Source organism: Pseudoalteromonas prydzensis (assembly GCF_011050055.1).
Classification (GTDB): domain Bacteria; phylum Pseudomonadota; class Gammaproteobacteria; order Enterobacterales; family Alteromonadaceae; genus Pseudoalteromonas; species Pseudoalteromonas prydzensis_A.
In genome coordinates, this window is record NZ_DRGM01000119.1 from 22,362 (window position 1) to 37,585 (window position 15,224).

The following is a 15,224-nucleotide window of genomic DNA, read 5'->3' on the forward strand; positions in this document are numbered from 1 at the left end:
TAAACAGATCATATGGATTTAATTAGAATTTCTAAAGCTCAACTGGCGTATGGCACACATCCGCTACTTGATAATGCCGACGCAGTCATTGAAACCGGTGAACGCGTTTGTGTGGTTGGCCGTAACGGCGCCGGTAAATCAACGCTATTAAAAGTACTTGATGGCCAAGTTATCTTAGATGACGGCGAAATAAACCAGTTAGGCAGCATTAAAATATCGCGATTAGAGCAAGATCCACCCAAAGGCGCGAGTGGCTCGGTGTTTGATTATGTTGCTCAAGGTATGCCTGAAATAGCTAATTTACTCATTGATTTTCATCATGTTAGTACCCAGTTGCAGACCGAATGCACGGATCAACTATTAAATAAATTAGAGCGTTTATCAAATCAGCTTGAAACGGCTGATGGTTGGCGTTTTGATAGCAGAATTCAACTGGTATTAACCCGTTTAGAGCTTTCTCCAGAAGCGAAACTTGAGTCGCTCTCAGGCGGTTGGTTACGCAAAGTGGCCCTTGCCCGTGCGCTGGTCAGTGAGCCAGATTTATTATTGCTTGATGAGCCTACCAACCACTTAGACATGGAAAGTGTGATGTGGCTTGAGCAGTTTTTAAAAGAGTTTAAAGGCGGCATTGTCTTTATTTCTCATGACCGAGCGTTTATTCGTGCAGTGGCGACTCGTATTTTAGACTTAGACCGCGGTAAGTTAATTTCATACCCAGGCGATTATGCGACTTATTTAGAGCAAAAAGCCCATGATTTAAAAGTCGAAGAAACACAAAATGCGTTGTTTGATAAACGCTTAGCTGAAGAAGAAGCGTGGATCCGTCAAGGTGTTAAAGCACGTAGAACGCGTAATGAAGGCCGTGTACGCGAACTAAAACAGTTACGTAATGAACGCAAACAACGTGTGGATCAAGTGGGTAAAACTGACTTTAACATTGAAACCGCGGATCGTTCTGGCAAATTAGTGTTTGAAGCTAAGCATTTAAATCATGCGTTTAATAAAGACAAAGTGATTGCTAATGATTTTTCTACCATTGTTATGCGCGGTGATCGCATCGGTTTAGTGGGTCCAAATGGTATTGGTAAAACAACCTTATTAAAATTACTGTTTGGTGACATTGCAGCCGATGCCGGAGTTGTTAAACAAGGTGTTAACCTAGAATTTGCTTATTTTGATCAGTACCGTCAAAAGTTAGACGAAGAAGCGACAGTGCAAGATAACGTAGCAGAAGGTAAGCAAGAAGTGATGATGAATGGTCGCTCACGTCATGTGCTTGGCTACTTGCAAGACTTTTTATTCCCGCCTGCACGTGCGCGTACGCCGGTTAAAGCATTATCAGGTGGTGAAAAGAATCGCTTGTTATTAGCAAAACTATTTCTAAAACCGTCAAATATTTTAGTGCTGGATGAGCCAACCAACGATTTGGACATTGAAACGCTAGAACTGTTAGAAGATATTATTAACCAGTATCAGGGCACCGTGTTAATTGTAAGCCATGACCGTGAGTTTATTGATAATACCTGTACCAGCGTATGGGCGTTTGAAGGTAATGGGGTTATCACCGATATTGTCGGTGGCTATAGTGACTACGAAGCCTATGTAAATTATTTAGCGCAAGAGCAAAAAAAGCACCTAAACACGCCAGTTAAAAAAGAACTTGCAGCGCCGCCAACGCCTGTTGCTAAAACAGAGAGTAAAGCGAATAAACTCTCTTACAAATTAAAACTTGAATTAGAACAATTACCCAGTAAGCTGGAGCAACTTGAACAAGCGCTAGAAGCGCAACAAGTTGTGGTTAATGATGCTGATTTCTTTAAACAAGATGCCAGTGTAACCAGCAAAGAATTGAACCATTTAGCACAACTTGAGTCTGACCTTGAAGCCGCTTTGGAGCGCTGGGAAGAACTTGAAGATTTAAAGAATCAGTAGTAAGGACTAAAATGAAATATAAATTACTCGCTGCTAGTATTTTAGCTACTATGAGTACATCGGCACTTAGTGCAACGTACCAGTTAACCGAGTTGAGCACATTAGATGAAGCAAAGCATAACTACGTTAAAGATGTCAGCGAAAATGGCCATATAATTGGCCTTGCTAACGGCATTTACAATTTACCTATTGATGTTAGTTATATCGATTTTGCAGATAGCTTAATCGAAAGAGCGTACAATCAGCAAAAAGACTATTTTGAGTTAATTGATAAGCAAATTACCTTTACGCTAGATGATATTGAAAACAATAATGCGGCGGCAACTAACCCTGACGCGCACAGTTTTATGCTTTCTTTTTTAACAGCGCAAGCAGCGAACCCAGAATATCAAAAACTGGCAAATATTATTGGTTATAATATTTTAAATGGTGAAGCCCAAGAGCAAGTACTATTTGATCTTGCATCAGTCGATTATGATGGCCTTACACGATCAGTTAGCAATAACTATAATGCAGTGGCAGAAGACGGTACCGCAGTAGGTTGGGGCAGTGCCCCGTATGAAAAAACTGTTTTTACACCTGATGGGGAAACAGAAGAAGAAACTCGTTTTGTTCGTGATTTTATCTCTCGAGGTATTATCGTCTCTCCTGATGGCGTGACTGTGCCTTTAGTCCCCGAGTTTGATGAGTACGGTGGTCTAAGTATTGCCAGTGATATTGTTAAAACAAATTCAGGCTATACGGTTGTTGGTCAAGTATCAACAGGGATACCAGCCGATCGTCAAGAAAATATTGATGATACCTGTGACGGTGAAGATCAGCCAATATCCGTGTGTATTGAAGCCTTACATAGCAGCACTGCAGCGCATTTATTTGATACCCGCGCAGTTAAATGGAGTTTAGACAGCAATTTAAATATCACCAATACAGAGTTATTAGGTTTAGGGTTAACACCTGAAGAGGATGATGACTTTGCGTTTATCAGTAATGCACATGCTGTTAATAGTAATGGTATTGTTGTAGGTTCTTCTGATATTCGTGATCATGATCGCGCTGCAACGATTCGCTCTTTACCCGTTTATTATAAAGACGGTAAAGTTGTTGAAATTCTTAATCAAGATGATGATTGGACTGGTGGTAAAGCACTGGCAATCAATGCAAACGATGTGATTGTCGGTTATGGTATCAAAGTAATTGATGGTGCAAACCGATTCAAGTTTTTCTATCATGACATAGCAAGCAACAGTACTGTGTTTCCAACGGATTTCTTTAATAGCTCTGCGTCAGTAGGCAATGATATTAATGATAATGGCTACATTGTCGGTGAAGGTGAAACCGACGTATTTAATGTCGGCTCACGACGCCGGGAAGGCTTCTTATATAAGATTGGTGAAGATAGCATTACTAACCTCAATGATTTCTTACCGTGTTATGAAGCCGACGGTGAAACACGTTATAAATACGTGGTGTCAGAGGCAAAAGTAATCAACAATAACAATGAAATTTTTGGTGTTGCCACCAAAACAGTGGAAAAAACTGATTCATTAGGCGGCATTGTCCGTGACATTAACGGCAAAATAGAATACGAAAGTATCGTTGTACCAGTAAAGTTATCACCTATCAATGGTGAAGTTGAGAGCTGTACAGCTCCTGAAACAGATACTTACGAACGTCAATCAGCTAGTTTCCCTTGGTATACATTGTTGTTGTTACCTTTAGTCGGTTTACGTCGTGTGTTGCGTAATTAATAGCTAAACCGCACGAGTTTCATTAATCGTATGCAAATAAAAAACCCTGCTTTAACTCAGCAGGTTTTTTTTTGTCTATACTTTTACTAAATTAGGAACGTTTACTATTTGTGGCGATTTAACCAGGCTTTGCGTACTGAACGACGCCATAATAAATCAACACCAAAATAGCCTACTGCTGAGGCCAGACTCGCACAGATCAGTGAACCGACTAGAAAAGCAGGGCCGATGGTGGTTAAGCTTTCTAGAAACCATTGCCAACTAGGCTCAAATGCAAAATGTTGTTCAGGCTGACCTAACACTAATACGCCAATTAAATATGAACAATAAAATATAGGCGGCATTGTTAGCGGGTTGGTGATCCACACTACGGCGACTGAAATAGGTAGATTGACTCTTAACGGTATAGCGAGTGCTGCAGCAAGCACCATTTGAAAAGGAACAGGGATGAAAGCGAAAAATAAACCCACGGAAAAAGCTCCCCGAGCTGAGCGACGATTTAAATGCCATAAATTGGCATCGTGGAGTAAACGACCAAAAATTTTTAAATATTTATGATGTTTAACTTTATTGTGATCGGGTAAAAACCGTTGGATCGTTTTTTTAGCCATTTAAAGCAACCATTTACATCTGTTTGGTTAAGCGTTGGGTTTGTTGTTGGTTGTATTGTAACCGTTTTTTATTATCAGACCCTTGTATTTACAGTTTTCGCATTATCTCTGTTAATTGCGAGCGCTTATTTTAAGCCGTTTTACAGTGTATTGTTAGGTTTTATTTGTGGAATTTGCTGTGTTTGGGGACATTTTTCTAACTTCTATACAATTTCACCTTTAGTTCTGCATGAAAATCAACCATACCACAGCCACATCACTGTTGTTGAGATTATTTCTCAGCGCGATCATTATTATTTAAAAGTTCAGCTTAATAAGATTAACCAACAAACTCAGTCAATCATTAAACCTCCTTTTGCACTGATCACGTTAAAAAGCGAGCAGTTGCTTGAGGTTGGCGATAATATTACAACTTGGCTGCAGTTAGCTAAATATCGCAGCCAAAAAAACTATGCTGTGTTTGATAAAGAGCGTTATGCATTTAGTGAACGGGTATTCTTTAAAGGCAAACAAATTGGGAATTATATTGAAATATCTAAAAGCACAAGCACTGATCTGATCAAATCGTATCGGCAATTTATCAAAAACACTTACCAGAGCAGCACCTTAAATTGGTTGTACTACCCGTTGTTAACAGGAGATCGTAGCGTTATGAGTTTTGCTCAAAAGGAGCAATTACAGCAATTTGGCATTAGCCACTTATTGGCAATTTCAGGGCTGCACATAGGCTTAATGTTTAGTATCGGTTTTTTCATCACTCGCAGTGTAATAAGTTGTCTGAACTTTATGGTTAAACCGCTGGGCCAACAGTTAAATTTATCGCTTATCTATAGTTTTGGTGGGTTTTTACTGGCTTTTAGTTATGTCTACTTAAGCGGCTTTATCGTTTCAGCAACCCGAGCTTTGATCATGTTAGGCTGCTATTTGCTTATTTATTACTATGCTAAGCAAGCACTACGTTGGCGCAGTATTTTGTTTGCCTTGGTGTGTGTATTACTTATTGATCCATTTAGCCTACTTAACCCTGGGCTTTATTTTTCATTCACTGCCGTGGTAATCATTTTTTGGGTGTTCAGCGTTATTTCAATCTCCAGGGTAGGCTTAGTAGCAATCATAAAAACGCTTGTTATCTTACAGATAGCTTTGTTTATAGGTTTATTACCGTTATCTCTTTATTATTTTAATGGTATTAGTGTGATTGGCTTAGTAGTCAATCTAGTCGCTATACCAATACTTGGTTTTATTATAATGCCAAGTTTAGTGCTGTTTTCAGTGCTAAGTTTGGGAGTCGATATCAGTGGCTTAATTGGCGTGTTTGATTATTTATTACAGCATGCTTATCAGAGCTTACTGTTGCTGCCCGTCGATTATCGCTGGTTGGATACATCACAATTTAGCTTACAATGGCTTATTAGCAGTTATCTCGCGGTTTTAATCGTGTGTTTTTTACCGTGGCGGCTAATGGCTTGTTTACCAATTGCAGTTACATTCTTCGATCAATATTTACAGCCAAAACCCCGCTGGCAGCTTGATGTGTTTGATGTAGGACACGGCACTATGGTGTTAGTTAGCAACCAAGGTAAAGGCTTTATTTATGATCTAGGTCCGGTGTATTTTAATACTTTTACGCGGATCAACAGCACCTTAGTCCCTTACTTAACCAGTATGGGGATTGAAGTCGAAGTGACGCTGGTCAGTCATACGGATAAAGATCATATTGGTGGACTAACTGATTGGCTGCAGCACGGCTATCAGCATACTTTTAGGCTACTGCAGCCAAATGGGCCAGAGCAGGGTTGTAAAGCGGGCGAATATCGCTTTTATGATTTAACGATTACTGTTATTGAGCCCGCAGAGCATTTAAAAAGCGACAACGATAACTCCTGTGTTGTGCATATTAGTGATGGTCAGTTTAGTGTTTTACTCCCTGGCGATATTTCAACAAAAAGAGAAAGCCAATTAATAGCCCAGCAAAGCTTACTTAAAAGCACTGTGTTGCTTAGCCCTCACCATGGCAGTAATACCTCATCAAGTGAGCTGTTTATCAGCGCTGTTGCCCCTGAGCTTGTGATCCATTCAACAGCATATAAAGGACAGTGGCAATTGCCACATCGACACGTTGTCGCACGTTATGCTGATCACAATGTAATGCAATACAGCACGGCCGCGCATGGTCAGATAAAGGTTGCATTTTATTCGCATCAATACACGATAAACCGTGCTCGTGATGATGAAAGTTATTGGTTTCTAAAAGATTGAGTTTAGTTTTGTGTAGCTGGAGGCTACAATAGCCACAGACTATGAATAAGAGAGTGTTATGGATCAAACTACATCACAAATTTATAAGCGTTTATTGACGTATGTGGGTGATTATAAAAGCGTTGCTATTTTAGCAGTGGTCGGCATGATTGGTTACTCAGCCATGGATGCTTTATTTATCCAATTAATGAAACCCTTTATAGATCAGGGCTTAAATCAGCGCAACGACGATGTGTTAAAATATGCGCCATTAATAGTCATCGCATTAGTGATAGGCCGTGGTATTTTTAATTATATGTCGTCTTATTGCTTAAGTTATGTGGGTTCACAAGTTGTGCGTTCGTTACGGCAGCAATTGTTTGAACATATTTTACATTTACCCGTTGCTTTTCATGATCAAAACTCAACGGGTGATTTGATTTCAAAAATTACTTTCGATACCGAGCAAGTACAGCAAGCCATAACGAAAGCGATGTTGGTTGTTGTACGCGAAGGTGCCTTTGTGGTGTTTTTACTGGCTGTGATGTTTTATACCAGCTGGAAATTGTCATTAATTTTCTTAATTATCATCCCATTAGTGGCTATTATTGTTTCTGTTGTTTCAAAACGATTTCGCCATATTTCTAAAAATATACAATCAGCTATGGGGCAAGTGACTCGCAGCTCAGAGCAAATGCTCAGTGGTCATAAAGTGATTCATGGCTTTGGTGGTCAGCATCAAGAAATAGAGCAGTTTGCTAAAATTAATAACCATAACCGCCAACAACGGATAAAAATGGATGCCACCAAAGCGCTGAGTGTGTCGGTAATTCAAATCTTAGCGGCCAGTGCCATGGCGGTTATTTTATGGGTGGTTGCAATGCCATCGATGATTGATACCATAAGTTCGGGTGATTTTGTGGTGTTGATCTCATCAATGATGATGCTTTTACGCCCGCTTAAACAACTTGCTAATGTTAATAGTGACTTACAACGGGGCATTTCAGCCGCGCAGAGTATCTTTTTAGTACTTGATGAAGAGGTGGAAAAAGACACAGGCTCCGTCAGGGTCGATAAAGTGCAAGGGCATATTGAGGTTAAACACGTTACATTTAGCTACCCTAGCAAAGATGAACCAGTATTAAAGGATTTATCACTGACCATTAAAGCAGGCGAGAGCATTGCCTTAGTTGGGCGCTCAGGTTCTGGTAAATCAACTATCTCTAACTTATTACCACGCTATTATGACTTACAACCACCGAGTGAGATTTTACTCGATGGCGTGCCACTGGCGGATTATAAGTTAACAGATTTACGTCGCCAATTTGCTCTAGTATCCCAGCAAGTGGTGTTATTCAATGACACCATTGCCAATAATATCAGTTATGGTATTGCACGTTCACTTAGCGATGATGAGCTGTTGAATGTGGCAAAACAAGCACATGTTTGGGAGTTTGTTAAAGACTTACCAGATGGTCTGGATACCATGGTCGGTGAAAATGGCGTGATGTTATCAGGCGGCCAGCGTCAGCGTATTGCCATTGCGCGGGCAATTCTCAAAGATGCGCCAATTTTGATTTTAGATGAAGCAACATCCGCATTGGACACTGAGTCTGAAAAGCTGATACAGCAAGCGCTTGAAAATTTAATGAAAAATAAAACCTCCATTGTGATTGCTCATCGTTTATCGACCATTGAAAACAGCGACCGAATTTATGTTATTGATAATGGCCAAGTGATTGAAAGTGGCGACCATCAAGCACTCCTTGAAAAAGACGGCACCTATTCAGCGTTATGCAAAATGCAATTTGGTGAGCACGGGTGAGTAAAATAGAGCAAAGTTGGTATCAAGGTATCAGTTTGATCACTGTATTACTGCTGCCTTTAAGTTTACTGTTTTGGTTGCTCAGCACACTGCGCCGCGTGGCGTATCAAATCGGGTTATGCAAAGCTTACATAAGCCCAGTGCCTGTAATTGTTGTTGGCAATATTAGTGTTGGCGGCAATGGTAAAACGCCTTTTGTGATCTGGCTGGTTAGCTACTTACAACAGCGTAATTTAAAGGTGGGGGTGATCAGCCGTGGTTATGGTGGTCACAGTGAACATTACCCGCTGAGCGTAACGGCGAATACCAGCCCAGAAAATGCAGGCGATGAACCGGTATTAATACAGCGCAGGCTAGCGTGTCCGGTGGTGGTTGGGCCAAACAGAGAAGCCAACATTAAGCAGCTACTTGCCGAGCATCAGCTAGATGTGATTGTCTCCGATGATGGTATGCAACATTATAAAATGGCCAGAGCCATAGAGTGCTGCATTGTCGATAGCCAGCGTCGCTTTGGTAATGGTTTTATTATGCCTGCGGGGCCGCTTCGAGAAACGCAAGCGCGTTTAAAATCTGTTGATTTAGTGATTGAAAATGGTGGTAATGATCCATTTAATTATCAACTTAAAAGTGCTGAATTATTAACTGTTGCCAATGCAACGCCTGCGCAAACAGCCTTGCTTGAAGGCCATGCTATTAGTGCAATAGGAAATCCACAACGCTTTGAAAATAGCTTACGCGAGCAGGGGATTTCCCTATTGAGTTGTCATCATTATCGTGATCATTATGCGTACAACGCAGCTGATTTTGCACAATTTAATGATGAAATAGTGTTTATGACAGAAAAAGATGCGGTAAAATGTCAATCATTTGCAAAACCAACGTGGTATTTTCTACCTGTTGATGCAGAGCCATCCGCAGCGGTGGTTACTAAACTAAATTTATTACTAAAAGAAAAAGGGATCCTCGATGGCCTTTGATACAAAGTTACTTGAAATAATTGCCTGCCCAGTGTGTAAAGGCAAATTACGTTTAGACAAAGAAAACAATGAGCTGATCAGCACGGCTGCAAAGCTTGCTTACCCAATTCGTGATGATATTCCGGTATTGCTTGAGAACGAAGCGCGCGAGTTATCGCAACAAGAGATTGAAAAGTGGAATTCGTAGTTGTTATTCCGGCGCGTTACGCGTCTAGCCGGTTACCGGGTAAGCCCTTAGCGGATATTTGTGGCAAACCGATGATCCAACACGTGTACGAAAAAGCAATGGCAGCGGGTGCGAGCAAAGTGGTTATTGCAACCGATCATCAAAAAGTCTTCGACGCTGTCAGTGTATTTACCAAAGACGTATTAATGACCAGTGAAGACCATCAGTCGGGTACTGAACGCCTTGCCCAAGTGATGGAATTACTGGCATTAGCTGATGACACTATTGTTGTCAATGTGCAAGGTGATGAGCCACTGTTAGCCTCAGAAAATGTAGCGCAAGTTGCTGCATTGCTGGCAGACTCGTCTGCACCAATGGCGACTTTAAGTGTTGCGATAGACGATATTGCAGAAATACTCAACCCTAATGCAGTAAAAGTGGTCAGTGATATTAATAAGAATGCCTTGTATTTTTCCCGTGCCAGCATCCCCTTTGATCGTGCCAATATGATGGATGCGGCAAATAATCATCAGCTAAATACCGCGAACTATCAACGGCATGTGGGTATTTACGCGTATAGAGCTGGGTTTATTAAACAATACATTGAGTTGACTCCTTCACCGCTTGAACAATTAGAATCGTTAGAGCAATTACGTGTGCTTTACCATGGTCACCAAATTAAAATTGAGCAAGCGCAAATAGCGCCTCATGCTGGGGTTGATACGCCAGAAGATTTAGCGCGTGTGGTAAGCTACTTACAAAGTAAAGCTGCGAGTGAATAAGCCCATTTTAACAGTGCATGCTCAGCATGATGATTTTTATATTATTGAAAAACCAGCGGGCCTTAATTTTCACAGTGAAGAGGGCCCCGGTTTTGTGGTACTTGCTGAGCAACAGTTAAATGAAAAACTCTATGCGGTGCATCGCTTAGATAAAGTGACGTCGGGTATAATTATCTTAGCGCGTAGCAGTGTCGCGGCAGCTGAGTTTACACGCTTATTTACTGCGCATGAGATTGATAAGTTTTATCTGGCATTATCGGATGCCAAGCCGAAGAAAAAACAAGGCTGGGTGAAAGGGGATATGGCTAAGTCTCGTCGTAGTAGCTTCAAGCTTTTAAAAAGTTTTGACAATCCGGCGATCACCCGTTTTTATTCGCTCAGTGTTGCGGCGAACTTACGTGGCTTTATTTTAAAGCCATATTCAGGAAAAACCCATCAATTACGGGTTGCATTAAAAAGCTTAGCTGCGCCTATTTTAGGTGATTCACTTTATGGTGGCACCACAGCACAGCGTACCTATTTGCATGCTTATGCAATTTGTTTTAGTTGGCAAAATAAACAGTACCACTATGTGTGTAAACCCGATAGTACCACCCAGTTTGGGCAATTAACGGAACACGAAAACTTTCACACATGGCAACAGCCATGGCAATTGGATTGGTAAATGACAGACTCTGTAACCGATATTCGTTTTGGCGGTATAAAACGCTTATATGGACAACAACAATTTGCATGGCTGCAAAGCGCACACTTTTGTGTCATAGGCATTGGTGGTGTTGGCTCTTGGGCCGCAGAAGCATTAGCAAGAACTGGGGTTGGCAAGCTAACGCTGATTGACCTTGATGATATTTGTGCCACTAATGTCAATCGGCAAATTCACGCGCTAACGGGCACTGTGGGTGAAGCTAAAGTTGAGGCGATGAAAACTCGCTGTGAGCTTATTAACCCAGCATGTGAAATCAAGGTGATTGATGATTTCATTACTCTGGACAACATTGCGGAACATATTCAAAACTTTGATTATGTGATTGATTGCATTGATGCAGTGAAAGAAAAAGCAGCGCTAATAGCGCACTGTAAACGTAACAAAATACCGGTGATCACCACAGGTGGTGCCGGTGGGCAAACTGATCCTAGCCAAATAACCTTTGGTGATGTTGCAAAATCGACCCAAGATCCTTTGCTTGCGAAAGTACGCTATATTTTGCGTAAGCAGTACAACTTTAGCAGCAACCCTAAACGTAAATTCAATATCGATTGTGTCTATTCCACAGAGCAACTGGTTTATCCTGGTACGGATGGCAGTGTGTGTCATGCAAAACAAAATGCCGATGGCAGTATGAATATGGATTGTAATAATGGCTTTGGCTCTGTGACTATGATCACTGGCAGTTTTGGCTTTTTTGTCGCGGCTAAAGCGGTGCGTAAATATTTAGACCGCTGCGCTCGTAATATCAAAGGCTAATTTTTTTGTTGCGCCATGGTTTGAATTCGTTCAACCATGGCCTTGATACCATTACCGCGGGATGGGCTTAAATACTGAATAAGTCCCAATCGTTGAAATTCTGCAAAGGCATTGGTGTTTATCACTTGCGCTGGGGTTAAGCCATTATACAAGGCTAACACAATTGCCAGTAAGCCTTTAACAATTCGCGTATCAGAGTCTCCCACAATAACCAAGGTATTCTCTTCTAGATCAAAATCTAAATACAGCCAAACTTTACTTTCACAGCCAGGCACCAGGGCATCGTTGGTTTTTAATACCTCAGGCATAGGCGGTAATTGTTTTCCTAGTAGCATTATTTCTCGGTATTTTTGTTGCCATGCTGGCGCACTTTCAAGGGATTGCGCAATTTCTTTAAACGTTTTAATCATGTCTTATCCGAATTTAGTCTAATAACGCGATGCACGCTTGCAAAGCTGCGATGAATAAATCAACGTCTTGGTGATTATTATAAAATGCGAAACTGGCGCGAACACTGCCGTTTATAGCTAAATGTTGCATCAGTGGTTGGGTACAATGATGACCACTGCGAACTGCGATACCAAAACCATCTAATAACGTAGCAATATCGTAAGGATGTTCATCTTTGTAATTAAAGCACAGGGTACCAATATTGCTTTTTAGGTCGCTGTAAATGGTTATACCATCGATGGCTTGCAGTTTTTCTGCGGCATAATTAAAAATAGCTTGTTCATGAGCATAGACATTAGTCGTATCTAATGCGTTCAAATACTCAATTGCGTGGGCAAAAGCAATCACAGCAGCGATATTTGGCGTACCAGACTCAAACTTAGCGGGTGCTTGGCGAAAGGTTGCAGCCGTTAATGTGACTGTTTCAATCATTTCCCCACCGGTTTGATAGACACTGAGACTATTTAATTTCTCATAACGTCCATATAAACCACCTAAACCCGTTGGGCCGAGCATTTTATGTGCTGAAAAAACATAAAAATCGCAATCCAGTTGCTGTAAATCAGGTTGTAAATGTAAAGCTGCCTGTGCACCATCAACAAGGGTAATGGTATTTTGTTGTTTTGCTGCGTGTAAAATCGTTTCCAGAGGGGTGATATTACCCAGTGCGTTAGATGCGTGCGTGATTGCAAGCACCGTTGGCTTGTGTTGCTGAATAAATTCAACACATTGCTGAATATTAAAACGACCATTTTGCTGTAAAGGCAAGGCCAGTAGCGTTGCCCCAGTGCGTTTTGCAAGTTGTTGCCATGGCACGATATTGGCGTGATGTTCTAACGCAGAAATAACAATGGTAGCATTGCTATTTAGTTGCTCAGTTAAGCCGTTGGCAACAAGGTTTATCGCTTCTGTTGCGCCTTTGGTCCAGACTAGCTCATTGACGGCAATATTAAAAAAGTCAGCGACTGTCGCTCTGGCTTGTTCATAGGCGTGGGTAGCTTGCTCACTGAGGGTATGGCGGCCGCGATGCACATTGGCGTTGTTACGCGCGTAAAACTGCTCAGTGGCAGTGATCACCGCTAATGGCTTTTGTGTGGTCGCTGCTGAATCAAGATAAACCAGCGGTTGCTCGTTAATAAGTTGCGTCAGAGCAGGGAAGTCTGCACGGATTTTTTCTACATCAAACATAACGTTTCAACATCTAACATAACAAGCCGAATTTAAAAATGAGCGAGAATTGTAATCAGTTTATGATTTTTCTCAAGAGCAGAACACAAAAAAGGCCGCAAATGCGGCCTTTTTAGCATTAAATAACGATTAACGCTTGTCAGTTGCTACGTAGTCACGGTGAGTGTGACCAGTATAAAGCTGACGTGGACGGCTGATCTTATGACCAGGTTGAGAAAGCATCTCATCCCAGTGCGTGATCCAGCCTACAGTACGTGCCATTGCGAAGATCACAGTGAACATGCTAGTAGGGATACCGATTGCTTTTAAAATGATACCTGAGTAGAAATCTACGTTAGGGTAAAGTTTCTTCTCAACAAAGTATGGGTCTTCAAGTGCAATTTGCTCAAGCTTCATCGCGATATCAAGTAATGGATCTTGAATGTTAAGTTCAGCTAACACTTCGTGACAGGTTTGACGCATTACGGTTGCGCGTGGGTCGAAGTTTTTGTAAACACGGTGACCAAAGCCCATAAGACGGAACGGATCTGCTTTATCTTTTGCTTTAGCAACGTATTCATCAATACGGTCAACTGAACCAATTTCTTCTAGCATGTTTAAACATGCTTCGTTAGCGCCGCCGTGCGCAGGGCCCCAAAGTGAAGCAATACCCGCTGCAATACATGCATATGGGTTAGCACCAGAAGAGCCAGCTAAACGTACTGTAGACGTTGATGCATTTTGCTCGTGATCAGCATGCAGCATAAAGATTTTATCCATTGCTTTAGCAGTCACTGGATTAACTTTATATTCTTCAGCTGGTACAGAGAACATCATATGTAAGAAGTTTTCTGCGTAGCTTAAATCATTACGTGGATAAACAAACGGTTGACCAACATTATATTTGTAAGCCATCGCCGCAATTGTCGGCAACTTCGCAATTAATTTAATTGCACTGGTTTTACGCTGCGTTGCATCCGTAATATCAAGGTCTTCATGATAAAAAGATGATAATGCACCGACTACACCACACAGCATTGCCATTGGGTGAGCGTCAAAACGGAAGCCTTGGAAGAAATTTGCAATCTTTTCATCTAGCATAGTGCTATGGGTGATTTCTGATGCAAAAACAGTGTATTGTTCTTTCGTAGGTAACTCACCGTTTAATAGCAAATAACATAACTCAACGTAATCTGAGTCTTCTGCTAACTGCTCAATCGGGTAACCGCGATGCAGTAGGATACCTTTACCGCCATCAATGTAAGTGATTGAAGATTCACAAGAACCAGTCGACATGAAACCTGGATCATAGGTAAAGTGGCCGTGAGCACCTAACGTACGTACGTCAATTACATCTTGACCGGCAGTGCCTTGGTAAATTGGAAGTTCGATTGGATCTAGACCATCAATATGGACCGTGGCTTTCTTATCCGCCATCTATTTATCTCCTATTAAGATAACAACTCTGATTGTTATGTTCTGAATCTGTTTAAGCACATTCTTTTCATTTTAACGTGAAAGAGGGGGTTAAAGTCAATTTTTATAAACATTATGCACAAATGTATAATAAATATTCTGACGGGATTAAATATTATACCATTGGCTAATTCGCAAACGTCTCTAACTAAACAAGAATTGTAAAAAGACCTTTGGCTATATATACTATCGAAGGTTTTATACCGTATTGTCTGTAGGTAAATGTAATTTTTGCAGCTAATTTTTGCATAAATGTGAACTTTGTTGCTAAAAAGAGCTTTGCTTAGATAGTTCCATCAGAAAATCGTTTCCTGATGGGTTAAGAAAAACAAGTAGATGAGCTCCTAGTGGGCAAGATGGGCAAGTAACTGTGAAAAAGCAAAGACC

Annotated in this window: 13 protein-coding genes; 9 read left to right on the forward strand and 4 right to left on the reverse strand. The window is 41.1% G+C overall.

Going from position 1 to position 15,224, the window contains the following annotated elements; translation table 11 throughout:
* The first annotated feature begins 12 nt into the window (after positions 1-12).
* Complete coding sequence (gene uup, locus ENH88_RS11055) at positions 13-1,932, forward strand: ATP-binding cassette ATPase Uup (protein WP_304182295.1); 1,920 nt, start codon at positions 13-15, stop codon at positions 1,930-1,932.
* A gap of 11 nt (positions 1,933-1,943) precedes the next feature.
* The gene (locus tag ENH88_RS11060) at positions 1,944-3,680 is read left to right on the forward strand and encodes a DUF3466 family protein (RefSeq protein WP_304182296.1); all 1,737 of its coding nucleotides are present in this window, start codon (positions 1,944-1,946) and stop codon (positions 3,678-3,680) included.
* Between the two features lie 104 nt (positions 3,681-3,784).
* On the opposite strand, the gene ENH88_RS11065 is transcribed toward ENH88_RS11060, so the two are convergent.
* Complete coding sequence (locus tag ENH88_RS11065; protein WP_304182297.1) at positions 3,785-4,291, reverse strand: DUF2062 domain-containing protein; 507 nt, start codon at positions 4,289-4,291, stop codon at positions 3,785-3,787.
* Here ENH88_RS11065 and ENH88_RS11070 point away from each other — a divergent pair.
* From ENH88_RS11070 to tcdA, 7 genes are read left to right on the forward strand one after another with little or no spacing between them, the layout of a single operon-like run.
* Positions 4,271-6,550, forward strand: coding sequence for a DNA internalization-related competence protein ComEC/Rec2 (locus ENH88_RS11070; RefSeq protein WP_304182298.1), 2,280 nt, complete (start codon positions 4,271-4,273; stop codon positions 6,548-6,550). The two genes, ENH88_RS11065 and ENH88_RS11070, sit on opposite strands and share 21 nt — an antisense overlap.
* 58 nt (positions 6,551-6,608) lie before the next feature.
* Positions 6,609-8,354 (forward strand): lipid A export permease/ATP-binding protein MsbA, encoded by a 1,746-nt coding sequence (gene msbA / locus ENH88_RS11075; protein WP_304182299.1) that lies wholly within the window; start codon positions 6,609-6,611, stop codon positions 8,352-8,354.
* Positions 8,351-9,331 (forward strand): tetraacyldisaccharide 4'-kinase, encoded by a 981-nt coding sequence (gene lpxK / locus ENH88_RS11080; RefSeq protein ID WP_304182300.1) that lies wholly within the window; start codon positions 8,351-8,353, stop codon positions 9,329-9,331. The genes msbA and lpxK overlap by 4 nt, the downstream gene beginning before the upstream one ends.
* Positions 9,321-9,518 (forward strand): Trm112 family protein, encoded by a 198-nt coding sequence (locus ENH88_RS11085; protein ID WP_016709634.1) that lies wholly within the window; start codon positions 9,321-9,323, stop codon positions 9,516-9,518. Before lpxK ends, ENH88_RS11085 begins: the two co-directional genes overlap by 11 nt.
* Positions 9,506-10,279, forward strand: coding sequence for a 3-deoxy-manno-octulosonate cytidylyltransferase (gene kdsB, locus ENH88_RS11090; protein ID WP_304182301.1), 774 nt, complete (start codon positions 9,506-9,508; stop codon positions 10,277-10,279). The genes ENH88_RS11085 and kdsB overlap by 13 nt, the downstream gene beginning before the upstream one ends.
* On the forward strand, positions 10,272-10,943 hold the full coding sequence (locus ENH88_RS11095) for a TIGR01621 family pseudouridine synthase (protein WP_304182302.1): 672 nt from the start codon (positions 10,272-10,274) through the stop codon (positions 10,941-10,943). Before kdsB ends, ENH88_RS11095 begins: the two co-directional genes overlap by 8 nt.
* Positions 10,944-11,744 (forward strand): tRNA cyclic N6-threonylcarbamoyladenosine(37) synthase TcdA, encoded by an 801-nt coding sequence (gene tcdA, locus ENH88_RS11100; protein WP_304182303.1) that lies wholly within the window; start codon positions 10,944-10,946, stop codon positions 11,742-11,744.
* On the opposite strand, the gene ENH88_RS11105 is transcribed toward tcdA, so the two are convergent.
* From ENH88_RS11105 to ENH88_RS11115, 3 genes are all read right to left on the reverse strand, one after another.
* Positions 11,741-12,154 carry a SufE family protein gene (locus tag ENH88_RS11105; protein WP_304182304.1) on the reverse strand — a complete coding sequence of 138 codons (414 nt, stop codon included), beginning with the start codon at positions 12,152-12,154 and terminating at the stop codon, positions 11,741-11,743. The genes tcdA and ENH88_RS11105 overlap by 4 nt on opposite strands.
* A 13-nt stretch (positions 12,155-12,167) precedes the next feature.
* Entirely contained in the window at positions 12,168-13,382 is a 1,215-nt protein-coding gene (locus tag ENH88_RS11110) for an aminotransferase class V-fold PLP-dependent enzyme (RefSeq protein ID WP_304182305.1), read from the reverse strand.
* A gap of 129 nt (positions 13,383-13,511) precedes the next feature.
* The gene (locus tag ENH88_RS11115; RefSeq protein ID WP_304182306.1) at positions 13,512-14,798 is read right to left on the reverse strand and encodes a citrate synthase; all 1,287 of its coding nucleotides are present in this window, start codon (positions 14,796-14,798) and stop codon (positions 13,512-13,514) included.
* Positions 14,799-15,224: the final 426 nt, after the last annotated feature.

Bases quoted from the DNA above. Each gene is read 5' to 3' on its own strand.
- uup (WP_304182295.1), top strand. From the start codon at position 13: ATGGATTTAATTAGAATTTCTAAAGCTCAACTGGCGTATGGCACACAT.
- ENH88_RS11060 (WP_304182296.1), top strand. From the start codon at position 1,944: ATGAAATATAAATTACTCGCTGCTAGTATTTTAGCTACTATGAGTACA.
- ENH88_RS11065 (WP_304182297.1), bottom strand. From the start codon at position 4,291: ATGGCTAAAAAAACGATCCAACGGTTTTTACCCGATCACAATAAAGTT.
- msbA (WP_304182299.1), top strand. From the start codon at position 6,609: ATGGATCAAACTACATCACAAATTTATAAGCGTTTATTGACGTATGTG.
- ENH88_RS11085 (WP_016709634.1), top strand. From the start codon at position 9,321: ATGGCCTTTGATACAAAGTTACTTGAAATAATTGCCTGCCCAGTGTGT.
- tcdA (WP_304182303.1), top strand. From the start codon at position 10,944: ATGACAGACTCTGTAACCGATATTCGTTTTGGCGGTATAAAACGCTTA.
- ENH88_RS11105 (WP_304182304.1), bottom strand. From the start codon at position 12,154: ATGATTAAAACGTTTAAAGAAATTGCGCAATCCCTTGAAAGTGCGCCA.
- ENH88_RS11110 (WP_304182305.1), bottom strand. From the start codon at position 13,382: ATGTTTGATGTAGAAAAAATCCGTGCAGACTTCCCTGCTCTGACGCAA.
- ENH88_RS11115 (WP_304182306.1), bottom strand. From the start codon at position 14,798: ATGGCGGATAAGAAAGCCACGGTCCATATTGATGGTCTAGATCCAATC.